The sequence below is a fragment of the Streptomyces sp. WAC 06738 genome (genome assembly GCF_003945505.1).
Classification (GTDB): domain Bacteria; phylum Actinomycetota; class Actinomycetes; order Streptomycetales; family Streptomycetaceae; genus Streptomyces.
The window spans coordinates 5181517-5206312 of record NZ_CP029618.1 but is presented as its reverse complement, the minus strand read 5'-3'; the positions used below and the strand labels follow the sequence as shown (position 1 = coordinate 5206312).

Annotated in this window: 23 protein-coding genes; 16 read left to right on the top strand and 7 right to left on the bottom strand. The window is 72.5% G+C overall.

Annotated features, from left to right (window positions below; all coding sequences use genetic code 11):
• Nucleotides 1-15: 15 nt before the first annotated feature.
• On the top strand, nucleotides 16-1458 hold the full coding sequence (locus tag DMB38_RS23110) for an aldehyde dehydrogenase family protein (RefSeq protein ID WP_125936773.1): 1443 nt from the start codon (nucleotides 16-18) through the stop codon (nucleotides 1456-1458).
• A complete protein-coding gene (locus DMB38_RS23105; protein WP_101421997.1) occupies nucleotides 1455-2351 on the top strand; it encodes an aldehyde dehydrogenase family protein in 897 nt (298 codons plus the stop codon). Before DMB38_RS23110 ends, DMB38_RS23105 begins: the two co-directional genes overlap by 4 nt.
• Nucleotides 2352-2613: 262 nt before the next feature.
• Here the strand turns inward: DMB38_RS23105 and DMB38_RS23100 are convergent, their stop codons facing one another.
• A complete protein-coding gene (locus DMB38_RS23100) occupies nucleotides 2614-3186 on the bottom strand; it encodes a SigE family RNA polymerase sigma factor (RefSeq protein WP_240662425.1) in 573 nt (190 codons plus the stop codon).
• A 519-nt stretch (nucleotides 3187-3705) separates the two neighbouring features.
• Here DMB38_RS23100 and DMB38_RS23095 point away from each other — a divergent pair.
• From DMB38_RS23095 to DMB38_RS23070, 6 genes are all read left to right on the top strand, one after another.
• Nucleotides 3706-4383, top strand: a complete 678-nt coding sequence (locus tag DMB38_RS23095) for a response regulator transcription factor (RefSeq protein ID WP_027771656.1) — start codon at nucleotides 3706-3708, stop codon at nucleotides 4381-4383.
• On the top strand, nucleotides 4380-5927 hold the full coding sequence (locus DMB38_RS23090; RefSeq protein WP_125936772.1) for a HAMP domain-containing sensor histidine kinase: 1548 nt from the start codon (nucleotides 4380-4382) through the stop codon (nucleotides 5925-5927). The genes DMB38_RS23095 and DMB38_RS23090 overlap by 4 nt, the downstream gene beginning before the upstream one ends.
• On the top strand, nucleotides 5924-6517 hold the full coding sequence (locus tag DMB38_RS23085; protein ID WP_240662424.1) for a hypothetical protein: 594 nt from the start codon (nucleotides 5924-5926) through the stop codon (nucleotides 6515-6517). The genes DMB38_RS23090 and DMB38_RS23085 overlap by 4 nt, the downstream gene beginning before the upstream one ends.
• 49 nt (nucleotides 6518-6566) lie before the next feature.
• Nucleotides 6567-7484, top strand: coding sequence for a hypothetical protein (locus DMB38_RS23080; protein ID WP_125936771.1), 918 nt, complete (start codon nucleotides 6567-6569; stop codon nucleotides 7482-7484).
• Between the two features lie 79 nt (nucleotides 7485-7563).
• Nucleotides 7564-8166, top strand: coding sequence for a VanZ family protein (locus tag DMB38_RS23075; RefSeq protein ID WP_125936770.1), 603 nt, complete (start codon nucleotides 7564-7566; stop codon nucleotides 8164-8166).
• Nucleotides 8167-8257: 91 nt separating this feature from the next.
• Nucleotides 8258-8461, top strand: coding sequence for a PspC domain-containing protein (locus DMB38_RS23070; protein WP_125936769.1), 204 nt, complete (start codon nucleotides 8258-8260; stop codon nucleotides 8459-8461).
• A gap of 76 nt (nucleotides 8462-8537) precedes the next feature.
• Here DMB38_RS23070 and DMB38_RS23065 read toward each other — a convergent pair whose 3' ends face one another.
• Both DMB38_RS23065 and DMB38_RS23060 read right to left on the bottom strand, forming a co-directional pair.
• Nucleotides 8538-8798, bottom strand: coding sequence for a hypothetical protein (locus DMB38_RS23065; RefSeq protein ID WP_125936768.1), 261 nt, complete (start codon nucleotides 8796-8798; stop codon nucleotides 8538-8540).
• A gap of 180 nt (nucleotides 8799-8978) precedes the next feature.
• Nucleotides 8979-10109, bottom strand: coding sequence for an adenosine deaminase (locus DMB38_RS23060; protein ID WP_125936767.1), 1131 nt, complete (start codon nucleotides 10107-10109; stop codon nucleotides 8979-8981).
• Between the two features lie 547 nt (nucleotides 10110-10656).
• On the opposite strand from DMB38_RS23060, the gene DMB38_RS23055 reads away from it, so the two are divergent.
• A complete protein-coding gene (locus tag DMB38_RS23055; RefSeq protein WP_125936766.1) occupies nucleotides 10657-11397 on the top strand; it encodes an alpha/beta hydrolase in 741 nt (246 codons plus the stop codon).
• Nucleotides 11398-11418: 21 nt separating this feature from the next.
• On the opposite strand, the gene DMB38_RS23050 is transcribed toward DMB38_RS23055, so the two are convergent.
• Nucleotides 11419-12420, bottom strand: a complete 1002-nt coding sequence (locus tag DMB38_RS23050; RefSeq protein ID WP_240662423.1) for a LysR family transcriptional regulator — start codon at nucleotides 12418-12420, stop codon at nucleotides 11419-11421.
• A 62-nt stretch (nucleotides 12421-12482) separates the two neighbouring features.
• Between DMB38_RS23050 and DMB38_RS23045 the strand changes: the two genes are divergently transcribed.
• The 7 genes from DMB38_RS23045 (at nucleotide 12483) to DMB38_RS23015 (ending at nucleotide 20946) form a co-directional block, all read left to right on the top strand.
• Nucleotides 12483-13883 (top strand): MFS transporter, encoded by a 1401-nt coding sequence (locus DMB38_RS23045; protein WP_125936765.1) that lies wholly within the window; start codon nucleotides 12483-12485, stop codon nucleotides 13881-13883.
• 100 nt (nucleotides 13884-13983) lie between these two features.
• A complete protein-coding gene (locus DMB38_RS23040; RefSeq protein WP_125936764.1) occupies nucleotides 13984-15003 on the top strand; it encodes a BMP family ABC transporter substrate-binding protein in 1020 nt (339 codons plus the stop codon).
• A gap of 190 nt (nucleotides 15004-15193) precedes the next feature.
• The gene (locus tag DMB38_RS23035; RefSeq protein ID WP_206337835.1) at nucleotides 15194-16852 is read left to right on the top strand and encodes an ABC transporter ATP-binding protein; all 1659 of its coding nucleotides are present in this window, start codon (nucleotides 15194-15196) and stop codon (nucleotides 16850-16852) included.
• Nucleotides 16849-17952, top strand: coding sequence for an ABC transporter permease (locus DMB38_RS23030; RefSeq protein ID WP_047017694.1), 1104 nt, complete (start codon nucleotides 16849-16851; stop codon nucleotides 17950-17952). The genes DMB38_RS23035 and DMB38_RS23030 overlap by 4 nt, the downstream gene beginning before the upstream one ends.
• Nucleotides 17949-19232, top strand: a complete 1284-nt coding sequence (locus DMB38_RS23025) for an ABC transporter permease (RefSeq protein ID WP_125936762.1) — start codon at nucleotides 17949-17951, stop codon at nucleotides 19230-19232. The genes DMB38_RS23030 and DMB38_RS23025 overlap by 4 nt, the downstream gene beginning before the upstream one ends.
• Nucleotides 19229-19669 carry a cytidine deaminase gene (locus DMB38_RS23020; RefSeq protein WP_125936761.1) on the top strand — a complete coding sequence of 147 codons (441 nt, stop codon included), beginning with the start codon at nucleotides 19229-19231 and terminating at the stop codon, nucleotides 19667-19669. Before DMB38_RS23025 ends, DMB38_RS23020 begins: the two co-directional genes overlap by 4 nt.
• Nucleotides 19669-20946, top strand: a complete 1278-nt coding sequence (locus tag DMB38_RS23015; protein ID WP_125936760.1) for a thymidine phosphorylase — start codon at nucleotides 19669-19671, stop codon at nucleotides 20944-20946. Before DMB38_RS23020 ends, DMB38_RS23015 begins: the two co-directional genes overlap by 1 nt.
• Nucleotides 20947-20988: 42 nt before the next feature.
• On the opposite strand, the gene DMB38_RS23010 is transcribed toward DMB38_RS23015, so the two are convergent.
• The 3 genes from DMB38_RS23010 to sdhA form a co-directional block, all read right to left on the bottom strand.
• The gene (locus DMB38_RS23010) at nucleotides 20989-22161 is read right to left on the bottom strand and encodes an epoxide hydrolase (RefSeq protein ID WP_125936759.1); all 1173 of its coding nucleotides are present in this window, start codon (nucleotides 22159-22161) and stop codon (nucleotides 20989-20991) included.
• 94 nt (nucleotides 22162-22255) lie between these two features.
• Nucleotides 22256-23023, bottom strand: coding sequence for a succinate dehydrogenase iron-sulfur subunit (locus DMB38_RS23005; RefSeq protein ID WP_125936758.1), 768 nt, complete (start codon nucleotides 23021-23023; stop codon nucleotides 22256-22258).
• Nucleotides 23023-24783, bottom strand: a complete 1761-nt coding sequence (gene sdhA, locus DMB38_RS23000) for a succinate dehydrogenase flavoprotein subunit (protein ID WP_125936757.1) — start codon at nucleotides 24781-24783, stop codon at nucleotides 23023-23025. The genes DMB38_RS23005 and sdhA overlap by 1 nt, the downstream gene beginning before the upstream one ends.
• Nucleotides 24784-24796: the final 13 nt, after the last annotated feature.

The following is a 24796-nucleotide window of genomic DNA, read 5'->3' as shown; positions in this document are numbered from 1 at the left end:
GGGGGTCCGAGCCGCATGACCGCTGAACACAAGCTCTTCGCCTACGCACCCGCGCCCGAGTCCCGCTCGGTCGTCGACATCGCGCCCAGCTACGGCCTGTTCGTCGACGGCGAGTTCGCCGAGGCCGCCGACGGCAAGGTCTTCAAGTCCGTCGCCCCGGCGACCGAGGAGGTGCTCTCCGAGGTCGCGCGGGCCGGCGAGGCGGACGTCGAGCGGGCGGTCGCCGCCGCCCGGCGGGCGTTCACCTCCTGGTCGGCGCTGCCGGGCGCGGAGCGCGGCAAGTACCTGTTCCGTATCGCCCGCATCATCCAGGAGCGCTCGCGCGAGCTGGCGGTGCTGGAGACGCTGGACAACGGCAAGCCGATCCGCGAGACCCGCGACGCCGACCTGCCGCTGGTCGCCGCGCACTTCTTCTACTACGCCGGCTGGGCGGACAAGCTCGGCTACGCCGGCTTCGGCCCCGAGCCGAAGCCGCTGGGCGTCGCGGGCCAGGTCATCCCGTGGAACTTCCCGCTGCTGATGCTCGCGTGGAAGATCGCCCCGGCGCTCGCCTGCGGCAACACCGTGGTGCTCAAGCCCGCCGAGACCACACCGCTGTCCGCGCTCTTCTTCGCCGACATCTGCCGCCAGGCGGGACTTCCCCGCGGGGTGGTGAACATCCTGCCGGGCTACGGGGACGCGGGCGCCGCGCTCGTCGCGCACCCGGACGTCGACAAGGTCGCGTTCACCGGCTCCACGGCCGTCGGCAAGGAGATCGCCAGGTCGGTCGCCGGCACGGACAAGCGGCTCACGCTGGAGCTGGGCGGCAAGGGCGCCAACATCGTCTTCGACGACGCGCCCGTCGACCAGGCCGTCGAGGGCATCGTCGGCGGCATCTTCTTCAACCAGGGCCAGGTCTGCTGCGCCGGCTCCCGGCTGCTGGTGCAGGAGTCGGTCGCCGACGAGCTGCTGGAGTCGCTGAAGCGGCGGCTCTCCACGCTGCGGCTAGGCGACCCGCTGGACAAGAACACCGACATCGGCGCCATCAACTCCCCCGAGCAGCTCGCCCGGATCACGGAGCTGGCGGACGCCGGCGACGCGGAGGGCGCGCAGCGCTGGACGGCACCGTGCGAACTGCCCGGCAGCGGCTACTGGTTCGCGCCGACGCTCTTCACCGGCGTGACGCAGGTGCACCGCATCGCGCGCGAGGAGATCTTCGGCCCGGTGCTGTCGGTGCTGACGTTCCGTACCCCCGCGGAGGCGGTCGCGAAGGCCAACAACACGCCCTACGGGCTGTCCGCGGGGGTGTGGACGGAGAAGGGCTCGCGGATCCTGGCGGTGGCCGACCGGCTGCGGGCGGGCGTCGTGTGGGCGAACACGTTCAACAAGTTCGATCCGACCTCGCCGTTCGGCGGCTACAAGGAGTCGGGCTTCGGCCGCGAGGGCGGCCGCCACGGGCTGGAGGCGTACCTGCGATGACACAGGCGGATGCGAGGCTGTCGGTCCTCAAGACCTACAAGCTGTACGTGGGCGGGAAGTTCCCCCGCTCGGAGAGCGGGCGGGTGTACGAGGTGACCGACGCGAAGGGCCGCTGGCTCGCCAACGCGCCCCGCGCCTCCCGCAAGGACGCCCGCGACGCGGTGGTCGCCGCCCGCAAGGCCGTCGCCGGCTGGTCGGGCGCCACGGCGTACAACCGCGGCCAGGTGCTCTACCGGGTGGCGGAGATGCTCCAGGGGCGGCGCGAGCAGTACGTCGCGGAGGTCGCCGACGCCGAGGGCCTGTCGAAGGCCAAGTCGGCGGCGCAGGTGGACGCGGCGATCGACCGCTGGGTCTGGTACGCGGGCTGGACCGACAAGATCGCCCAGGTCGCCGGCGGCGGAAACCCGGTCGCCGGGCCGTACTTCAACCTCTCCGCGCCGGAGCCGACGGGCGTCGTCGCCGTCGTGGCGCCGCAGGAGTCGGCGCTGCTGGGGCTGGTGTCGGTGCTCGCCCCGGTGATCGCCACGGGCAACGCGGCGGTGGTCGTCGCCGCGGAGGAGCGGCCGCTGCCGGCGCTGTCGCTGGCGGAGGTGCTGGCCACGTCGGACGTGCCGGGGGGTGTCGTCAACGTGCTCTCGGGGCGTACCGCGGAGATCGCGCCGACGCTGGCCGCGCACCAGGACGTCAACGCCATCGACCTGACGGGCGCGGACGCGGAGCTGGCGCGGGAGCTGGAGGTCGCGGCGGCGGACAACCTGAAGCGGGTGCTGCGCCCGCGGCCGCCGTACGACTGGACGGCGGACCCGGGGACGGGCCGGCTGACGGCGTTCCTGGAGACGAAGACGGTCTGGCACCCGACGGGCAGCCTGGGCGTGAGCGGCTCGGCGTACTGACGGCCTCCGGGCCGGGCGCCGCGGCCGTCCCGCCCGACGCGCGGCACTCCGCGTACCGCGCACGAGCCGGGGCCGGACGCACCCCCCGCGCGCCCGGCCCCGGCTCGTTTCCCCCGTTCCCCCGTTCCCCCCGAGTCCTGACGGGCCCCCCGGCCCCGTACGGTCTCGCGGTTCCTCCCCCGATCCCCCCGTTATCCCCCGATTTCCCCCGTTTTCCCCCTCCCGTGGCCCGGGATCCCCCCATCCCCGGTCATCGCCCCCCTCAGGCCACGAGCTCCTCGAACGACTCCTCCCGGTCCCGCCCGAAGCTCAGCGCCTCGTCGTCGCGGAGCCGGCGCAGCGAGCGCCAGATGCTGCTCTTGACGGTCCCCACGCTGATCCCCAGTACGTCGGCGATCTCCGGGTCGGTCCTGCCCTCGTAGTAGCGCAGCACGAGCATCGTGCGCTGCATCTCGGGCAGCCGCGCCAGCGCCTGCCAGAGCACCGTGCGCAGCTCCGTGCCGCGCATGGCGTCCGACTCCCCCGGCGCCTCGGGGAGTTCCTCGGTCGGGTACTCCGCGAGCTTGCGCCGGCGCCAGGCGCTGATGTGCAGGTTCGTCATGGTGCGACGGAGGTAGCCCCCCACCGCGGCCTTGTCGCTGATCCGGTCCCAGGCCCGGTAGGTGGAGAACAGCGCGCTCTGCAGCAGGTCCTCCGCCTCGAACCGGTCACCGGTCAGGTGGTAGGCGGTGGCGTACAGAGAGGCGCGCCGCTCGGCCACGTAGGCGGTGAACGCCGCGGTGCTGTCAGCCTCCGCGGCGGTCCCGGCCTGCGTGCCGACCGTTTCCCCCGGCACCTCTCCGTACGCCTTCTTCCCCCCGTCGTCCCCCCTGGTGTCCCCCCCGGCGTTCCCCCCGGGTCCGCGGCCGGTCCGGTCCCCGCCGGCATGACGCCGGTCCCCCCGGGGCCCGTGTTGCCCGCGATCGCGACCATGTAAGGAGGACGACGCCCGGCGCCGCGACCGCACCCCCGCGCGGTTGCGGCACCGGACTCCCCCGCACCGCGCGAGGCGCGGGCGGGAGCCATCCCCTCAGCACTCCCCCCCTTGGCGTGCAGGCGTGTGTGAACCGCTGCGCTGGTGGTGCTGTCGTGCAGTGCGTTCATCTCACGCCCCCCGCCGGTGGAGTCTGCTTCGGTCGGTCCTGTCCTGCCGGGCTTGCCCGACGTCCAGAATCCTGTCGTCCCGACTTCATCGCGCTGTCCGCCGACTGTCACAGGCGTGCAACAGGGGCCGGTGCCCCTTACACGGGCCCTTCCGGAGGCCGTGATGACGGCGAACTCGCCCCTTCCGGCGCGCCCTGCCAGAATGACCCGCGTGCCTTCTCTGTTGCTGATCGAGGACGACGACGCCATCCGCACCGCGCTGGAGATGTCCCTCTCCCGCCAGGGCCACCGCGTGACCACCGCGGCGACCGGTGAGGACGGGCTCAAGCTGCTGCGCGAGCAGCGGCCCGACCTGATCGTGCTGGATGTGATGCTGCCGGGCATCGACGGCTTCGAGGTGTGCCGGCGCATCCGCCGCACCGACCAGTTGCCGATCATCCTGCTGACCGCGCGCAGCGACGACATCGACGTGGTGGTCGGGCTGGAGTCGGGCGCCGACGACTACGTCGTCAAGCCCGTGCAGGGCCGGGTGCTGGACGCCCGGATCCGCGCGGTGCTGCGCCGCGGCGAGCGGGAGACCACCGATTCGGCCACCTTCGGCAACGTCGTCATCGACCGCTCCGCGATGACCGTCACCAAGGACGGCGAGCATCTGCAACTGACGCCGACGGAGCTGCGGTTGCTGCTGGAGCTGAGCCGCAGGCCCGGCCAGGCGCTGTCGCGCCAGCAGTTGCTGCAGTTGGTCTGGGAGCACGACTACCTGGGCGACTCCCGGCTGGTCGACGCCTGCGTACAGCGGCTGCGCGCGAAGGTCGAGGACGTGCCGTCCGCGCCGACACTGATCAAAACCGTACGCGGCGTGGGCTACCGGCTGGATCCGCCCTCGTGAGTCCGGGCCCCGCCGACGCGGAGGGGCGGCAGGGGCTCGTACGCGGCTGGGCGGCGGGGCTGCTGCGCTGGATCAGCCTGCGACTGCGTCTGGTCATCGTGTTCGCGCTGGTGGCCCTCGTCTCGGCGGTGTCGGTCGCCGGCATCGCGTACTGGCTCAACCGGGACTCGGTGCTCACCCGCACCCAGGACGCCTCGCTCAAGGACTTCCGGGAGTCGCTGCAGGACGAGAGCGGCGAGCTGGACCTGCGGTCCGGCTGTACGGACCTCGCCAAGGCCGCGCGGCGGCTGTCGAGCACCACCCAGAACTTCGACGTCATACTCATCTCCGGCGGCGGGGGCAGCGGCGGCGATCCCGGCTGCGTGGAGCGCTCCGACCCGTCGTTCACCCTGCACGACGTGCCGGAGACGCTGAAGACGGCGGTCGACCAGCGGCGCGACGACGGCAAGTGGCCGTACCACCTGTACTGGCAGCGGGTGACGATGGACGGCACGCCGTATCTCGTCGGCGGCGCCCGGGTGATCGGCACCGACTGGACCGGCTACATGTTCAAGTCCCTGGACTCCGAGCGCCGGGACCTCAACTCGCTGGCCTGGTCGCTGGGCATCGCCACCGGGCTGTCCCTCATCGGCTCCGCGCTGCTCGCGCAGGGCGCCGCGTCCACCGTGCTGCGGCCGGTGCAGCGGCTCGGCGACGCGGCCCGGCGGCTCGGCGAGGGCAAGCTCGACACCCGGCTGCGGGTGACCGGCACCGACGAACTGGCCGACCTCTCGCGGACGTTCAACCAGACCGCGGAGCGGCTCCAGCAGCGGGTGGAGGAGCTGAGCGAGCGGGAGAAGTCCAGCCGGCGGTTCGTGGCGGACATGTCGCACGAGCTGCGCACCCCGCTGACCGCGATGACCGCGGTCTCCGAGGTGCTGGAGGAGGAGCAGGAGAACCTGGACCCGATGATCGCGCCCGCGGTGCAGCTCGTGGTGCAGGAGACCCGGCGCCTCAACGACCTGGTGGAGAACCTGATGGAGGTGACCCGCTTCGACGCGGGCACCGCCCGGCTCGTACTCGACGACGTGGACGTCGCCGACCAGGTCACCGCCTGCATCGACGCCCGCGCCTGGCTGGACGCGGTGGAGCTGGACGCCGACCGCGGCATCGTCGCGCGCCTCGACCCGCGGCGCCTGGACGTGATCCTCGCCAACCTCATCGGCAACGCGCTCAAGCACGGCGGCTCCCCCGTGCGGGTGTCGGTGCGCACCACGGCGGACGCGCCCGGCGCCGGCGATCTGGTCATCGAGGTGAAGGACAACGGGCCCGGCATCCCCGCCGAGGTGCTGCCGCACGTCTTCGACCGGTTCTACAAGGCGGACACCGCGCGCCCGCGCTCCGACGGCAGCGGCCTCGGGCTGTCCATCGCGGTGGAGAGCGCCCGGATCCACGGCGGTACGATCACCGCGGCCAACGACCCGGCGGGCGGAGCGGTGTTCACGCTGCGGCTGCCGCGGGACTCGTCTGCGGCGGCGGAGGCCCTGGAGCAGGAGGACGAGTGAGGGCGGCAGCCTCGAACCGGCGGGTCCCCGCGGCCCTGGCGGCGGTCGCCGCGGTCGCCGTCGCGGTGCTGGCCACCGGGTGCGGGATCCGGCCCACGTCCGTGCCGGTGGACGCCGGCAGCGCGCCGTCGCGGGCGGAGTGCGCGCCGGGCGGTCCTTCGCCGGCGGCGAGGTCGGCGGACGGCGAGACGGTGCGGGCGGTGTATCTCGTGTGCGGTACGCGGCTGGCGCCGGTGCCCAGGAGCATCCCGGACGACCTGACGGGTACGGAGCTGGCGGCGCGGCTGCTCGCGGAGCTGGAGCGGGCGCCGGACGAGGACGAGGAGGATGCCGGCTACTCGACCGCGGTCTCCGGGCTGCGGGTGGTGGACGGGCAGTCCGGTGATCCGGCGGGCACGGTGCGGCTGAGCCGGGATCCGCAGGGGCTGGGGTCGCCGATGCTGGCGCAGCTCGTGTGCACGTACGCGGCGGGCGAGGAGCGTTCGGCGGTGCTGGCGGGCCCGGACGCGGGGGACCCGCCGTACACGTTCCGCTGCACCGACGACGCGCTGCGGGCGCCGGAGAACACCGTGGGCGAGCCCGCGGCCTGAGCGTTTCCGGCGCGGGGCCGGTGTCAGTGGCGTGTGCCACAGTGTCCGCATGCTCGGGATCGTGGTGAAGACGGAGCGCGGGGAGCGGCATGTGCGCGTGTCCGCGGCGGAGTTGGCGGGGCTGGTCGGCCGGATCGGCGGCGCCGGCGACCACTTCCTGGTGCTCCAGCGGATCCCCGACCTGCCCGACGTCTTCGCCCAGGTCTGGCACGACGCCGGCGGGGGCTACGAGGTGGAGCATCGCGACGGCGGCGCCGACCGGCACTTCGCCGCGACGGCCGAAGGACCCGGGGCCGTGATCGCGGCGCTGACCGGCTGGGCCCGCGAGGAGGGCGGCTGGGCGGCCGGGCTGTCCTGGTCCCGCGCGGACATCACGCCCGCGCCCGAGGTGCCGCCGCTCGACCTCGGCGAGGAGGAGCGTCAGGAGCTGGAGCGGCGGGTCCGGGAGGTGCTGGCCGCAGGGTACGCGACCCGTGCGGAACTGGCCGAGTGCGCCGAGGAGTTCCTCGTCACCGGGGACCGCAGGCCGGTCTCCGCCCCGCAGGCCAGGGCGCTGGCCGACCGGCTGTGGCTGGAGCGGGTCGCCGAGCAGTCCGGCTGGCGGGGCGAGACGGACCCCGAGCGGCTCACCCGCGCCTTCGCGGCCTTGCGGGAGGCGGGTATCACCGCCCGTGAGCACTTCGCCTGCTGCCGCAGTTGCGGAAACGCCGAGATAGGCGGGGCGGGCGAGCCGGACGCGCGCGGCTTCGTCTACTCCAGCCACCAGTCGTCGGAGTCCGCGGCGGCGGACGGCGGGCTGACGCTCTACTACGGCGGCTTCGACGGCTCGTCGGGGACGACCACGGCCATCGGGCACGAGGTGGTCGCCGCCCTCGGGGACGCCGGTCTGCGGACGGAGTGGGACGGCGATCCGGGCCGGTCGATAGCCGTCACGGGGCTCGACTGGCGCCGCCGGCTGGTCGGCTGAGGAGGCTCCGCGCCGAAGAGCCTCATCCGGCCGGCGGAGCGCGGGAACCGTACGGGTCGGTAGCGGCGTCCTTGCCTGCGTGCAGCGCCATGCGACGGGCGGAACGGCCGCCCTGAGATTCCGGGTGGCCGGCGTTGTCCTCCTAGTCCTGCATCTGACCGCAGTCTGGTGGTTTACGCTCCGCCCCAACGCCGTGCCGTGGGTTGACGCGGCGAATCTGCGACCGCTCACGACGATCCGGGCGGAGTTCGGCGACGACCCGTGGGCGGCGCTCCGGTACGCCGTCGAGTCGCTGTTCGTGCTCGCCCCTGCGGGGGTGCTGCTGCCGCTGATCGGCGGCCGGGTCGACGCGTCGCCGGTGGGGTCTTTCGTGCGCACCGTCTTCGCGGGCTCGATGCTGGCGCTGGTCGTCGAGTTGCTGAAGACCACGGTGCCCGGGCAGGTCGCGAACGTGGACACGATGCTTCTCTACATCCTGGGGGTCGCGCTGGCGCATCTGGCGGTGGTCCCGGCCGTGCGGGCGCGGCTGCGCCGGCACCCCGCGGGCCGCGCGGCCGGGGCGGCGCACGCGGAGAAGGCGGCCGGGACGGAAGCGGCGGGGACGGAAGCGGCGGAGCGTACGGCGGACGGGAAGGCTCAGGGCACGACCCCGAGAATCACCAGGGTCGAGATCGCCCCGTAGGGCGACGTTTCGTCCGGCTTGTGTGCCTACGGTGGAGTCACCGGCCCCCACACGGCGGGCCGCGAACGCCGACCCGAGGAGTGACGCAGCCATGGCCATGCCGATGAGACCGCGCGACGGCCGGGTGATCGCCGGAGTGTGCGCGGGACTGGCCCGGCGCTTCGACACCACCCCCACGACGGTGCGGGTCGTCTTCCTGGTGTCGTGCCTGCTGCCCGGCCCGCAGTTCCTGCTCTACCTGGCGCTCTGGATAGTGATGCCCAGCGAGGAGAAGGTGCAGCACCCGGCCTGGTGAGAACGGACTCCGACGACACGGAGCCGGGGCCGGCATCCACGAGGGATGCCGGCCCCGGCTTCGCTGCGTACGGGCCTCAGAGCGGCAGCGACCCCAGGGGGAGCGCGCTGGTCAGGACGCCGAGCTGACCGAGGCCCGGCGGCTGGGCGTTGGCGGCGCCGTTCGGGGTGCCGTTCTCGCTCCCCGCCTTGGAGCCGGTGACCGACTCCAGCGGGGAGGTCACCTGGCCGACCGGGTCGGGCAGGCCGGGGACGACGGCGGCGGAGGCGGTGCCCGCCGCGGCGGCGGCGAAGGCGGCGCCGAGCAGTGCGGTACCGACGATCTTGCGGGTCTTCATGGAATTCAGGTCCTCGTCCTTGCGGATATCCAGCGGCAATGAGAAACGTAGCCAGCCGGATATCGCAGCCGCAAAGACCGCCTCGCCGGTGCCGAAATTGGTCCGTACGGCCCCATCCGCGGATCGTAGGACCATCGCCCCGCGCACCGGAGAGCGCACGGACTCGCAGGTCAGAACCGGTCAGCGAAAGAGCCACTCCGACTTCAGGCCGGCGTATCCGGGCTTGATGACGTCGTTGATCATCGCCAGCCTTTCATCGAAAGGAATGAACGCCGACTTCATCGCATTGACGGTGAACCACTGCATGTCGTCCAGCGTGTAGTGGAACGTGCGCACCAGCTCCTCGAACTCGCGGCTCATGCTCGTGCCGCTCATGAGCCGGTTGTCGGTGTTGACCGTGGCGCGGAAGTAGAGCCGGCGCAGCAGCCCGATGGGGTGCTCGGCGTAGGAGGCGGCGGCGCCGGTCTGGAGGTTGGAGGTCGGGCACAGCTCCAGCGGGATCCGCTTGTCACGCACGTACGCGGCCAGCCGGCCGAGCTTGACGGTGCCGTCGTCGGCGACGTGGATGTCGTCGATGATCCGTACGCCGTGGCCGAGCCGGTCGGCGCCGCACCACTGCAGCGCCTGCCAGATCGACGGCAGGCCGAACGCCTCGCCGGCGTGGATGGTGAAGTGGTTGTTCTCGCGCTTCAGATACTCGAAGGCGTCGAGGTGGCGGGTGGGCGGGAAGCCGGCCTCGGCGCCGGCGATGTCGAAGCCGACGACGCCGAGATCGCGGTAGCGGTTGGCGAGTTCGGCGATCTCCAGCGAGCGGGCGGCGTGCCGCATGGCGGTGAGGAGGGCGCCGACGCGGATGCGGTGCCCCGCGGCGTGCGCGCGCCGCTCGCCCTCGCGGAAGCCCTCGTTGACCGCCTCGACCACCTGCTCCAGGCTCAGCCCGCCCTGGAGGTGCTGCTCGGGGGCGTAGCGCACCTCGGCGTATACGACGCCGTCGGCGGCGAGGTCCTCGGCGCACTCGGCGGCGACCCGCACGAGCGCGTCGCGGGTCTGCATCACGGCGCAGGTGTGGGCGAAGGTCTCCAGGTACCGCTCCAGCGACCCGGAGTCGGCGGCCTCCCGGAACCAGAGGCCGAGCCGCTCGGGGTCGGTCTCGGGCAGCCCGTCGTAGCCGGTCTCGCGGGCGATGTCGACGATGGTGGCGGGACGGAGACCACCGTCGAGGTGGTCGTGGAGCAGCACTTTGGGCGCCCGCCGAATCCGCTCCGGGCCGGGCACCGCCCGGGCCGGTCCACCTCTGTTGTCATCCGCCATGCGGCACCTCTCTCTCGTCACGATTTGCGCCATCCTACGCGCGTAGAGCCATGCCCGGCGGCGGGCGCCGACAGCGGGTGCGGCTGCGCGGACTCGGGGGCGTGCGGGTCGGGGTGCCGGCGCTCCGGCGGAGAGGCACTGGAGCGCAACCACCGGCCGAGCGCCGGGACGCGGAGGTGGCAACAGGATTCCGGATCCGCGGTGTGGCGGCCGGGAGGCGGCCCGCCGGGCGGACGCCCGGCCGCGCCGGCATCGCTGCCGCGGCATCGCGCCGGCTCCGCCGGGCCGGGGTCGTGCGGTTCTCGCGGAACCGCACGACCCCCGACCCTGCCCGGGGTCCGGGACGTCGCGGAGGCGACCACGTCCGACCACCGTGTGCGTTCAGCGCCCGGGTACGGGAGCCCCTCGCCCCCGGGCCCTCCCGGGGGCGACGCGACCGGCGCACGCGTGTGCGCGACCCGGTTCGCCGCAACTGCCTTGCGGACGGGGCCGGTCGGGGTGGTGCAGACCACTGGGCATGGGGGGACGGATCTGCCATCGTGCTGCCATGCCACAGGAGATCAGCGCGAGCCGCCCCGCCCGGCTCGGACGTGCCACCGGGGCGGCCTCCGCGCAGGCGGTGGCGTTGCTGCTGCCCGCCGGGGAGGGTGTCAGCAGCCGGCGGCCCTCGCGGCTCGCCGCCGCCTCCGTGTGGTCGCTGGCCCGCCGGCTCGGGCGGGCCGGGCGCGGTGACGGGCTCGTCGCGCACACCGTGCACTACCGCTACCGGGGCTGGAACGGCGCCGCCGCGGACGCCGCGCAGGACTCGGAGTGGGCGCTGGAGGAGATCGTACGGCGGTACGGGGACGTGCCCGTGGCGCTGGTCGGCACCGACGTCGGCGGCCGGGCCGCGCTGCGCGCCGCCGGGCACGAGGCGGTCGTCTCGGTGCTCGCGATCGCGCCGTGGCTGCCCGACGCGCAGGCGGCGGACGCCGAGCCCGTACGGCAGTTGAGCGGGCGCACCGTGCTCCTCGTGCACGGCACCGACGACGCCCGCACCGACCCCGACCTGTCGTACCGGCTGGCGGTACGGGCGAAGAAGGCCAACCGCGACGTCTGCCGCTTCGAGGTGCACTCCGACGGGCACGGGCTGCACCAGCACCGCCCCGAAGTCCTCGCCCTCAGCGCCGACTTCGTCATGGGCTCGCTCTTCGGCCGGCCGTACAGCAGACCCCTCGCCGACGCGCTGGCGGCGCCCCCGCCGATCGGCCTGCGCATGCCGCTGGCCGCCGGCTTCGCCCCGGCCTGACGCGCCCGGGCGAACGGGCCCCTACCCCGCCAGCAACTGCCCCCGCCGTCCCAGCAGAAACCGCCGGAACGCCCCCACCGGCGCCGTCTCCTGCTGGCCCGCCACCCACGCCACCCCGATCTCCCGCACCGCCCGCGGCGCCGTGACGTCCACCTCCACCACCCCCGGCCGCGGGACCGCGGGCGGCGGCAGCAGCGCCACGCCCAGACCCGCCGCCACCAGCCCGCGGATCGTCTCCGCCTCCTCCCCCTCGAACGCGACCCGGGGCACGAACCCCGCCTCCGCGCACAGCTCCTCCAGCATCCGCCGCATCCCGTAGCCCGGTTCGAGCGTGACGAACGGGTCCTCCGCCACCTCCGCGAGCCGGATCCGCCGCCGCCCGGCGAGCCGGTGGTCGTCCGGCACCACGATCCGCAGGCGCTGGTCGTCGAGCCGCCGCGCCTCCAGGTCCGGCGCGTCCGGCACCGGCGAGGTCAGGCAGAGGTCCAACTCGCCCGCCCGCAGCCGCTGCAGCATCCACTCCCCGTAGTTCTGCACCAGCGCGAAGCGCACCCGCGGGTGGTCCTTGCGGAACTCCCGCAGCAGCCCCGGCACGGTCTCCGAGCCGAGCGTGTGCAGGAAGCCGAAGGCGACCTTGCCGGTCTCGGGGTGCGCGTCGGCGCGTACGGCCTCGGCGCCGCGGGCCACCTCCGCCAGCGCGCGCTCCGCGTACGCGAGGAAGTCGCGGCCCGCGGTCGTCAGCGACAGGGTGCGGCCGCGGCGGGCGAAGAGCGCGACGCCCAGGTCGGCTTCGAGCCGTACCATCGCGCGGCTCAGCGTCGGCTGCGGGACGCCGAGCGCCCGGGCGGCGCGCGTGACGTGCTCCTCGCGCGCGACCGCCGCGAACTGCGCGAGCCGGGGCGCGAGCACCGCGCCCCACTCCCCCGGCTCCCCCGGCGCGCCGGGGGCTGCGGCCGTGGCGGAGATGTCTTTCTGATGACGGGACCGTGACAACGACGCCCGCGACCTCTGCTCATTCACCATGGCATCGATTATCGCCGTTTTCCGCATTGGACGCATGAGTGAGCACGCCGTACGTTCGACGCATGCCCTCCGATACCGGGGCGCTTACGCCCCATGTGAGCGCCCCCACCCATGTGCCCGCCAAGCACGCCCCCGGCGAGCCCGGCTACCGCCGCGCGCTCCTCGCCCTGTTCGCCGCCGGCGTCGCCACCTTCACCCTTCTCTTCTCCACCCAGGCCCTGCTGCCCGCCATCTCCGCCGACCTCGGCGTCAGCCCGGGCGCGGCCAGTTGGACCGTCTCCGCCACCACCGCCGCCCTGGCGCTCGCCGTACTGCCGCTGAGCGCCGTCTCCGAGCGGTTCGGCCGGCAGCGGACGATGACGTGGTCGCTGGCGGCGGCCGTGCTGCTGGGCCTGGCGATGCCGTTCGCGCCCGACCTCGGTTCGCTCGTCGCGCTCCGTACGCTCCAGGGCGTGGCGATCGCCGGGATCCCGGCGTCGGCCATCGCCTTCATCGCCGACGAGGTACGCGCCCGGGCGGTGATCGGCGCCGTGGGGCTCTTCGTCGCGGGCAACAGCATCGGCGGCATGGCCGGACGCATCCTCACCGGCTGGACCGCGAACGCCTGGGGCTGGCGCGCGGCGCTGGCCGCCGTCGCCGCGCTCTCGCTGCTCTGCGCGGTCGCGTTCCGCGTACTCCTGCCGCGCGCCCGGCACTTCACCGCCGCGCCGCTGGCGCCACGGGCGCTCGCGCGGACCGTACGCGGCCATCTCTCCGACGGGCTGATGCGCCGGCTGTACGCGATCGGGCTGCTCTTCATGACCGTCTTCGGCTCGGTCTACACGATGATCGGCTACCGGCTGGCCGGCGAGCCCTTCGGCCTGTCCGCGGGCCTCATCGGGTCGGTCTTCGTCATCTACCTCGTCGGCACCGGCTCCTCGGCCGCCGCGGGGCGGCTCGTCGCCCGCCTCGGCCGCCGCGGCACCCTCTACGCGGCCGCGGGCACCACCGCCGCGGGGCTGCTGCTGACGATCGGCGACTCCCTGGCCGCCGTGCTGACCGGTCTCGTACTGCTCACGGCGGGCTTCTTCGCCGGGCACGCGGTCGCCTCCGCGTCCGTGAGCCACGCGGCGAAGACCGGCAAGGCGCAGGCGTCGGCGCTCTACCAGGTCGCGTACTACGTCGGGAACAGCGCGGGTGCCACCGCCGGCGCGATCGCCTTCCACGCGGTCGGCTGGCGCGGGGTCGTCGTCCTCGGTCTCGTGGCCCTCACCGGCGTCACGGGCATCACTATTCGCGCCACCCTGCTGGCCACCGCGGCGACCCGCACGGCAGCGCGCGAGCAGGCCCGGCGGGAGCCCCGCGCAAGCGGGCGCGCACCGGTCCCCGCGACCCGCCCCGTACGCCGCGAACCGACAGGTCAGCCGATACCTGCCGGGCTCGCGCGCAGCGCCGAAAGCACCGGCGCGGAGACGATCCGGTAACGGGTTCGTTGCCGGAGGTTCAGCTTGTTCTACGCGCGTTACGATGCCCCCGAAGCAGCGCCGGAAAGAGGCGCTTCGCCAAGACGAAGGGGAAGTCCTCTTGCGCCGGGTAACCAAGATCGCCGCCGCGGGCGTGGCAACCGCGGCCCTCGCTTTCACCAGTGCTGCGTGCAGCAGCGACAGCGGCAGCAGCGACAAGGGCGTCGGTCTCGCCTTCGACGTCGGCGGCCGCAGCGACGCCTCCTTCAACGAGTCGGCGGCCCGCGGGTACGACAAGGCCAAGAAGGAGTTCGACCTCGGCGGCAAGGAGCTGACCGCCCGCGACGGCGAGACCGAGGCCGACCGCGAGCAGCGGCTCACCTCCCTCGCCGAGGCGGGCTACAACCCGGTGATCGGGGTCGGCTTCGCCTACGGCAAGTCGGTGAACAAGGTCGCCAAGGACTTCCCCGACACGACCTTCGCGGTGATCGACGAGGCGTCCCAGGGCAAGAACGTGGCCGGCGTCACCTTCGCCGAGCACGAGGGCTCGTACCTGGCGGGCGTGGCCGCCGCCACCAAGAGCAAGACCGGCAAGGTCGGCTTCATAGGCGGCGTGCACAACAACCTGATCAAGAAGTTCGAGGCCGGCTTCGTCCAGGGCGTCAAGGACACCAAGCCCGACGTCGAGGTCGACGTGAAGTACCTCTACGAGAGCGACCTCAAGGGCTTCCAGGACCCGCTGCGCGCCAAGGGCATCGCCGAGGGCATGCTCGACTCCGACACGGACATCATCTACAGCGCCGCGGGCCTGTCGGGTACGGGCTCGATCGAGGCCGTGGCCGCGCAGGAAGGCGCGTGGGCGATAGGCGTCGACTCCGACCAGTACCGCGACAAGGCGCTGGCGGACTACAAGGACTCGATCATGACGTCCGTGGTGAAGAACGTCGACGTGGCCGTCTACGACGTGATCAAGAGCGTCCAGGACGAGAAGCCGCTCACCGGCGACCAGACCTTCGCGCTCAAGGACGACGGCGTGAGCCTCGCCACCTCCGGCGGGTTCATCGACGACATCCAGGGCGAGATCGACGCGGCCAAGCAGAAGATCGCCGACGGCGAGATCACGGTCAGCGACACTCCCTGAGCACGGTACGTGTGACGGGGTCCGGAGGACGGTGCGCGTCGGCCGTCCACCGGACCCCGCGCATCTGCCTCCGGACTACGCGCGTAGCGTGATATGCCGTAACTCGCGTCACGTAACTCGCGCCGTCCGCACGGCGCTTCGGTACGTCCGCCGCCCCGCATCCACCGCCCCTCGACGAGGAGTGTGCGCCATCACAGCCCCCAGCAGCAGCTCCACGGCAGCGGACCCACCCGCCGGCGCCGCCGCCGTCGAACTCCACGGCATCACGAAACGCTTTCCCGGCGTCGTCGCCAACCACGACATCGACATCACCGTGCGCCGCGGCACCGTGCACGCCCTCGTCGGCGAGAACGGCGCGGGCAAGTCGACGCTGATGAAGATCCTCTACGGCATGCAGAAGCCGGACGAGGGCACCATCACGCTCGACGGCGCGGAGGTCGCGTTCGCCAGCCCCGCCGACGCCATCGCGCGCGGCATCGGCATGGTGCACCAGCACTTCATGCTCGCCGACAACCTCACCGTCCTGGAGAACACCGTCCTGGGCAGCGAGAAGCTGCACGGCATCGGCGACCGGGCCAGGGCGAGGATCAAGGAGCTGTCGGACGCGTACGGCCTCGGCATCCGCCCCGACGTGCTGGTCGAGGACCTCGGCGTCGCCGACCGGCAGCGGGTCGAGATCCTCAAGGTCCTCTACCGCGGCGCCCGTACGCTCATCCTCGACGAGCCCACCGCGGTCCTCGTCCCGCAGGAGGTCGACGCGCTCTTCGACAACCTGCGCGGGCTGAAGGCCGAGGGCCTGACCGTGCTCTTCATCTCGCACAAGCTCGGCGAAGTCCTCGCCGTCGCCGACGACATCACCGTCATCCGGCGCGGCACGACGGTCGCCTCCGTGAAGCCCGCGGACGTCACGTCCAAGCAGCTCGCGGAGCTGATGGTCGGCAGCGAGCTGCCGACCCCCGAGACCCGCGAGTCGACGGTCACGGACATACCCATGCTGCGCGTCAGCGACCTGCACCTGTGCGCCGTGGACCCCGACGGCGTCTCGCGCGAGGTGCTGGACCGCATCTCCTTCACCATCCACAAGGGCGAGGTGCTGGGCATCGCCGGCGTGGAGGGCAACGGCCAGTCCGAGCTGGTCGAGGCCATCATGGGGCTGCGCCACCCGGACACCGGCAGCATCGTCCTGGACGGCGCGGACATCAGCCACGCCGCCACCCGCAAGCGCCGCGAGGGCGGCATCGGCTACATCCCCGAGGACCGCCAGCGGCACGGCCTGCTGCTGGAGGCCCCGCTGTGGGAGAACCGCATCCTGGGCCACACCACGGAATCCCCCAACAGCCGCGGCGTGCTCATCGACGCCGCCGCGGCCCGCAAGGACACCAGGCGGATCGTCGAGGAGTACGACGTCCGCACCCCCGGCATCGACGTGACCGCCGCCTCGCTCTCCGGCGGCAACCAGCAGAAGCTGATCGTCGGCCGGGAGATGAGCCACTCGCCCAAGCTGCTCATCGCCGCCCACCCCACGCGCGGCGTGGACGTGGGCGCGCAGGCGGACATCTGGGAGCAGATCCGCGCGGCCCGCCGCGAGGGGCTCGCGGTGCTGCTGATCTCCGCGGACCTGGACGAGTTGATCGGCCTGTCGGACACGCTGCGGGTGATGTACCGCGGGCGGCTGGTGGCCGACGCGGACCCGGCGGCGATCACGCCGGAGGAGCTGGGCAGTGCGATGACGGGCGCGGCGAGCGGGCATCTGGAGGACGGCCCGGCGCCGCGGGACGCGGCCGTGCCGAACCCCCGGTCCGCGGCCGGCGGCAGCGACGACGGGCAGGACGGAGGCCGTACGCGATGAAACGCCTCGACAGGGACAAGCTGATCACGGCGGTCGGCGCCCCGGTGCTCGCGGTCTTCGCCGCGCTGGTGCTCACCTCGCTGATCATCCTCATCTCCGGTAAGGACCCGTTCCGGGCCTACCAGGTCATGATCGAGTTCGGCACGACCGACCGGAGCGCCATCTACATCGTCAACAAGTCGACGATGTTCTTCCTCTCCGCGCTGGCCGTGGCCATCGGCTTCCGGATGAACCTCTTCAACATCGGCGTCGACGGCCAGTACCGCATCGCGGCCTTCTTCGCCGCGGCCGTCGGCGGCGCGCTGTCGCTGCCCGGCATCATCCAGATCCCGCTGATCATTCTGGTCGCCATGGGCGTCGGCGCGATCTGGGCGGGCATCGCGGGCGTGCTGCGCACCACCCGCGGCGTCAGCGAGGTCATCACGACGATCATGCTCAACTCGATCGCCGGCGCCGTCATCGGCTACTACCTCACCGCGGGCCGCCTCGGCGAGAAGGACGGGAACCTCACCCACACCCCGAACATCCCGTCCTCCAGCCACATCTTCATGATCGAGACCTCGGTCGGGGACATCAACGGCTTCGTCGTCTTCGCCGTGCTCGCCGGCTTCCTGTACTGGTTCGTCCTCAACCGCACCCGCTTCGGCTTCGACCTGCGCAGCGTCGGCCAGTCGGAGACGGCCGCCGCGGCGAGCGGCGTGGACGTCAAGCGCATGATCGTCACGAGCATGGTGCTCTCCGGCGCCGTCGCGGGGCTCGTCGGGATGCCGACGCTCCTCGGCGAGTCGTACAACTACGGCACCGACTTCCCGCTGGGCGTCGGCTTCACCGGCATCGCCATCGCCCTCCTCGGCCGCAACCACCCCGTCGGCATCGCGCTCGGCGCGCTGCTCTGGGCCTTCCTGGAGCGCACCGGCACGCAGCTCGAATTCGAGGGCTACGACCAGAAGATCGTCGAGGTCATCAAGGGCATCATCGTGCTCTGCGTCGTCATCGCCTACGAGGTGGTCCGCCGCTGGGCGCTGCGGGATCAGCAGCGCCGCGTCGGCGAGGAGCTGGCCCAGGCACGTAAGACCGAGAAGGCGGAGGTGGGCGCGTGAGTACGGCGACCAGGACGGGCGCCGCCGCGCCCGCGACGCGCCCTCGGAACGACGGCGGCAGGCGGCGGCTCGGCATGCCGCAGGTGCTCCTGCTCATCGCCGCGGGACTGCTGCTGCTCTCCGCGGTACGGGCCCTCACGGACACGACCAACCTCACCGCCTCCGCGCAGATTGGCGGCGCGCTCGCGCTGGCCGTGCCGATCGGGCTGGCCGGCCTCGGCGGGCTGTGGGCGGAGCGGTCCGGTGTGATCAACATCGGCCTCGAAGGCATGATGATCCTCGGCACGTTCTTCGCCGGCTGGATCGGCTGGCAGCACGGCCCGTGGGCGGGCGCGCTGGCCGGGATCATCGGCGGGGCGCTGGGCGGCCTGGTGCACGCGATGGCGACGGTCACGTTCGGCGTCGACCACATCGTGTCGGGTGTGGCGATCAACATCCTCGCGCTGGGCGCCACCCAGTACATGGCGAAGATCTTCTTCGCCGACGGGGACGCGCTGGCCGCGGGCGGCACGGACAAGCAGTCGCCGCAAGTCGACGACATGCACACGTTCTCGGTCCCGGGACTCTCCGACTGGCTCGGGGACCTGGAGGACAAACACTGGTTCTTCCTCTCCGACACCGCCGGCATCCTGCGCGGGCTCACGCACGACGTGTCGTACCTGATCCTCATCGCGGCCGCGCTCTTCGTGCTCACGTACTACGTGCTGTGGCGCTCGGCGTTCGGGCTGCGGCTGCGGTCCTGCGGCGAGAACCCGGTGGCCGCCGAGTCGCTGGGCGTGAACGTCTACCTGTACAAGTACGCGGCGCTGGCCGTCTCCGGCGCGCTCGCCGGGCTCGGCGGGGCGTTCCTGGTCACGTTCACGCACATCTATCTGGAGGGCCAGACCGGCGGCCGCGGCTACATCGGCCTGGCGTCGATGATCTTCGGCAACTGGCGTCCGGGCGGCACGGCGATGGCGGCCGGGCTCTTCGGCTTCACCGACAGCCTGCAGTTGCGCGGCGGCGGCGAGGCGGTGCACGCGCTGTTCCTGCTGCTGGCGGTGCTGCTCGCGGCGTACGCGGTCTGGAAGCACGTGCGCGGCGGGGTCCGGGCCGCCATAGCCGCCGGGGTCGCGGCGGTGCTCCTCGGGGTGCTGTACGCGACGACCGACACGGTGCCGCGCGAGGTTGTGGAAGCCACGCCGTACGTGACCACACTGGTGGTGCTCGCGGTGTTCGCGCAGCGGCTGCGGGTGCCGAAGTGGATCGGCAAGCGCTACCGAAGGGGAGAGAGCACGTGACGTCGCAGGACGAGCGGTGGGAGGCGCTGCGGCGGGCGGCGCGGGACGCCATGTCCCGGGCGTACGCCCCGTACTCGCGGTACCCCGTGGGCGCCGCGGCGCTCGTGGACGACGGCCGTACGGTCGTCGGCTGCAACGTGGAGAACGCCTCGTACGGCGTCGGGCTCTGCGCCGAGTGCGGCCTGGTCTCCGCGCTGCACGCCACCGGCGGCGGCCGGCTCACCCACTTCACCTGCGTCAACGGTGAGGGGCAGCTCATCCTGCCGTGCGGCCGCTGCCGCCAGTTGCTCAGCGAGCACGGCGGGCCCGACCTGCTGCTCGACACCCCGGCGGGCATCCGGCCGCTGGCCGAGCTGCTGCCGGACGCCTTCGGCCCGTTCGAGCTGAGCAGATTGCACAGTTCCCAGCACTCCGAGAGCGGAGGATCGCAGAACTGATGGACGCCATCTCCGTCATCCGCGCCAAGCGCGACCGCGAACGGCTCTCCGACGAGCAGATCGACTGGGTCGTGGCGGCGTACACCCGTGGCGAGGTCGCCGACGAGCAGATGTCCGCGCTGGCCATGGCGATACTGCTCAACGGCATGGACCGGGACGAGATCGCCCGCTGGACCGCGGCGATGATCGCCTCCGGCGAGCGGATGGACTTCACCGCGCTGCCGCGCCCGACCGCGGACAAGCACTCGACGGGCGGCATCGGCGACAAGATCACACTGCCGCTGGCCCCGCTGGTCGCCGCCTGCGGGGCGGCGGTGCCGCAGTTGTCGGGGCGGGGCCTCGGGCACACCGGCGGCACGCTCGACAAGCTGGAGTCCGTCCCGGGCTGGCGGGCCTCGCTCTCGAACGACGAGATGATGGCGATCCTGCGCGACGTCGGCGCGGTGATCTGCGCCCCGGGCACGGGCCTGGCGCCGGCGGACCGCAAGCTGTACGCGCTGCGGGACGTGACCGGGACGGTGGAGTCGATCCCGCTCATCGCGTCCTCGATCATGTCGAAGAAGATCGCCGAGGGTACGGGCGCGCTGGTGCTGGACGTGAAGGTCGGCTCGGGCGCGTTCATGAAGGACCTGGACCGGGCGCGCGAACTGGCCGCGACGATGGTCGGCCTGGGCAACGACCACGGGCTGCGCACCGTGGCGCTGCTCACCGACATGTCGACGCCGCTGGGCCTGACGGCCGGCAACGCGCTGGAGGTCCGCGAGTCGCTGGAGGTGCTGGCGGGCGGCGGCCCCGCGGACGTGGTGGAGCTGACGCTGGCGCTGGCCAGGGAGATGGTGACGGCGGCGGGCCTGCCGGACGCGGACCCCGCGGCGGCGCTGGCGGACGGCTCGGCGATGGACGTGTGGCGCCGCATGATCTCCGCCCAGGGCGGCGACCCGTCGGCGCCGCTGCCCACGGCCCGCGAGACCCACCCGGTGCCGGCCCCGTCGACGGGGGTCCTCACGCGCCTCGACGCCTACGCGGTGGGCCTGGCGGCCTGGCGCCTGGGCGCGGGCCGCGCCCGCAAGGAGGACCCGGTGCAGGCGGCGGCGGGCGTGGAACTCCACGCGAAGCCGGGCACGGTGGTGACGGCGGGCCAGCCGCTGCTGACCCTGCACACCGACACCCCGGAACGCATCCCGGACGCCCTGGCGGCCCTGGAGTCCGCGTACGACGTGGCCCCTCCGGGAGCCACGGTGGAACGCAGCCCCCTCATCCTGGACCGGCTGGACTGAGAGGTCTCACACCCGGATCACGGAGAAGGCGACCGGCCGCGGCTACCGCTGCGCGGCCAGCACGGCCGCGAGACCTTCCTGCAGATCCCTGACGAAGAACTCGGGCACCTCGAGCGACGGGAAGTGTCCCCCGGTCTCGGGGGACCCCCATCGGACGATCCGCCGGAACCGCTCCTGCGCCCAGACGCGCGGGCACTTCTCGATGTCGCGGGGATACACGCTGATCGCCGCCGGAACGTCGACCCGGAGTCCCGGGTCGAGCGAGTCGTGGCTCTCGTAGTAGATGCGGGCCGCCGACGCGCCGGTCCGCGTCAGCCAGTAGAGGGTGATGTCGTCGAGGACGCGGTCCCGGGACACCGTCTCGAACGGGCTGTCCTCGGTGTCCGTCCACTCCGCGAACTTGTCCAGGATCCAGGCGAGCAGCCCCACCGGTGAGTCGACGAGCGAGTACCCGATGGTCTGCGGCCGGGTCGACTGCTGCTTCGCGTACGCCGCGCGATAGCGCCAGAAGTCGCGGGTCTCCTCGGTCCACCTGCGCTCGGCCGCCGTCAGCCCGTCCGTCGTCAGCCCGGGCGGCGCCTGCGCGGTCGGCGTGTGGATGCCGAGGACCTGCGCCGGGTACCTGCCGCCGAGGACCGTGGTGATCACGCCGCCCCAGTCGCCGCCGTGGGCGGCGAACCGGTCGTAGCCGAGCCTGGCCATCAGCTCCACCCAGGCGGCCGCGATCTTTTCGATGCCCCACCCGGTGGTGGCCGGCTTGTCGCTGTAACCGAAGCCCGGCAGCGACGGGGCCACGACGTGGAACGCCGGTGCGTCCGGGTTCTCCGGATCCGCCAGTTCGTCCACGACGTGGGCGAACTCGGCGATGCTGCCCGGCCAGCCGTGCGTGAGGATCAGCGGGGTGGCGTCCGCGCGGGTGGACCGGCGGTGCAGGAAGTGGATTCCCAGACCGTCGATGGTCGTACGGAACTGGCCGATCCGGTTCAGCCGCGCCTCGAACGCCCGCCAGTCGTAGCCGGTGCGCCAGTAGTCCACGACCGCCACGAGATCGGCGAGCGGAACGCCCTGGTCCCATCGGCGCGGGTCGGGGGCGGGGCGGTGGACCGTCTCGGTCTCGGGCAGCCGTGCCGCGGCCAGTCGCGCGCGCAGGTCGTCGAGGTCCTCGTCGCTCGCGTGGGCCTCGAACGCCTCCACCTCGCCGCTCCGGCGGCTCATGAGACGCCTCCGCCGGCCGCCGCGGCGCCGGTGACGCACCCGTGCGTGGACATGGAGACCTCCTTGCCGCCGGCGGAACCGGCCGGGGGCATTGCTAGAACCGTCGCGTGATCAGGGCCCGCTTGACCTCCGCGATCGCCTTCGTCACCTCGATGCCGCGGGGGCATGCGTCCGTGCAGTTGAACGTCGTGCGGCAGCGCCACACCCCGTCCTTGTCGTTCAGGATCTCCAGGCGCTGTTCGCCCGCCTCGTCCCGGCTGTCGAAGATGAAGCGGTGGGCGTTCACGATCGCCGCCGGGCCGAAGTACTGGCCGTCGTTCCAGAACACCGGGCACGAGCTGGTGCAGGCCGCGCAGAGGATGCACTTCGTGGTGTCGTCGAAGCGCTCGCGGTCCGCCGCCGACTGGAGGCGCTCGCGGGTGGGTTCGTTGCCGTGGGTGACCAGGAAGGGCATCACGTCGCGGTACGCCTGGAAGAAGGGCTCCATGTCGACGATCAGGTCCTTCTGGACCGTCAGGCCCTTTATCGGCTCGACCAGGATCGGCTTCTCGGGTGCGAGGTCCTTGATCAGGGTCTTGCACGCCAGCCTGTTGCGGCCGTTGATGCGCATCGCGTCGGAGCCGCAGATGCCGTGGGCGCAGGAGCGGCGGAAGGTCAGGGTGCCGTCCATGTCCCACTTGATCTTGTGCAGCGCGTCGAGCACCCGTTCCTTCGGGTCGATCTCGACGGTGAAGTCCTCCCAGTACGACTCCGCCGCCGTCTCCGGGTTGAACCTGCGGATGCGGAACGTCGCGGTGATGTACGGAGAGTCTGCCGGCTGGGGGGACTCCCCTTCGACCTTGTCCAACACGGGTGTTGCCATCAGTACTTACGCTCCATGGGCTGGTAGCGGGTCTGCACGACCGGCTTGTAGTCGAGCCGGACGGTCTCGGCGCCGTCGTCGCCGACCTCGCGGTACGCCATGGTGTGGCGCATGAAGTTGACGTCGTCGCGGTTCGGGTAGTCCTCGCGGTAGTGGCCGCCGCGGGACTCCTTGCGGGCGAGCGCGGAGATCGCCATGACCTCGGCCAGGTCGAGCAGGTTGCCCAGCTCGATCGCCTCCAGCAGATCGGTGTTGAACCGCCGGCCCTTGTCCTGGATGCTCACGTTCTTGTACCGCGCCCGCAGCTCCGCGAGCTTCTCGACCGCCTCCTTGATGGTCTGCTCCGTGCGGAAGACCATCACGTTCTTGTCCATCGTCTCCTGCAGCTCGCGCCGCAGCTCCGCCACCCGCTCCTTGCCCGCCGCGTCGCGCAGCCGCTCCACCTCGCCGACCACGAACGCCGCCGGATCCTCCGGGAGTTCGACGTGATCCGCCGTCGCCGCGTACTCCGCCGCGGCGATGCCCGCGCGGCGGCCGAAGACGTTGATGTCGAGCAGCGAGTTGGTGCCCAGCCGGTTGGCGCCGTGGACGGAGACGCAGGCGACCTCCCCGGCCGCGTACAGCCCGGGGACGACCGTGGTGTTGTCGGCGAGCACCTCGCCGCGGACGTTGGTGGGGATGCCGCCCATCGCGTAGTGCGCGGTCGGCTGGATCGGGATGGGGTCGGTGTACGGCTCGATCCCCAGGTACGTGCGCGCGAACTCCGTGATGTCCGGGAGCTTCGCGTCCAGTTGCTCCGGCGGCAGGTGGGTGAGGTCCAGGTAGACGTGGTCGCCCTCAGGGCCGCAGCCGCGGCCCTCGCGGATCTCGGTGTAGATCGCGCGGGAGACGACGTCGCGCGAGGCGAGGTCCTTCATGACGGGCGCGTACTTCTCCATGAAGCGCTCGCCGTCCTTGTTGCGCAGGATGCCGCCCTCACCGCGCGCGCCCTCGGTGAGCAGGATGCCCATGCGCCAGATGCCCGTCGGGTGGAACTGGAAGAACTCCATGTCCTCCAGCGGCAGCCCGCGCCGGAACACCGACGCCTGGCCGTCGCCGGTCAGGGTGTGGGCGTTGGAGGTCACCTTGAAGAACTTGCCGTTGCCGCCCGAGGCGTAGACGACCGCCTTCGCCTGGAAGACGTGGATCTCGCCGGTCGCCAGCTCGTACGCGACCACCCCCGCCGACCGCTTCAGCCCGGTCTCGGGGTCCTCGACGATGAGCTGGTCGAGGACGTAGAACTCGTTGAAGAACTCCACGCCCTCCTTCACGCAGTTCTGGTAGAGCGTCTGGAGGATCATGTGGCCGGTACGGTCCGCCGCGTAGCACGCGCGCCGCACCGGCGCCTCACCGTGGTTGCGCGAGTGGCCCCCGAAGCGCCGCTGGTCGATGCGGCCCTGCGGGGTGCGGTTGAAGGGCAGGCCCATCTTCTCCAGGTCGAGGACCGCGTCGATGGCCTCCTTCGCCAGGATCTCGGCGGCGTCCTGGTCGACCAGGTAGTCGCCGCCCTTGATGGTGTCGAAGGTGTGCCACTCCCAGTTGTCCTCCTCGACGTTCGCGAGGGCCGCGGCCATGCCGCCCTGCGCGGCGCCGGTGTGGGAGCGCGTCGGGTACAGCTTGGTGAGCACGGCGGTGCGGCTGCGCTTCGTCGCCTCGATGGCGGCGCGCATGCCGGCGCCGCCCGCGCCGACGATCACGGTGTCGTACTTGTGGATCTGCATGAGGGGAACCTCT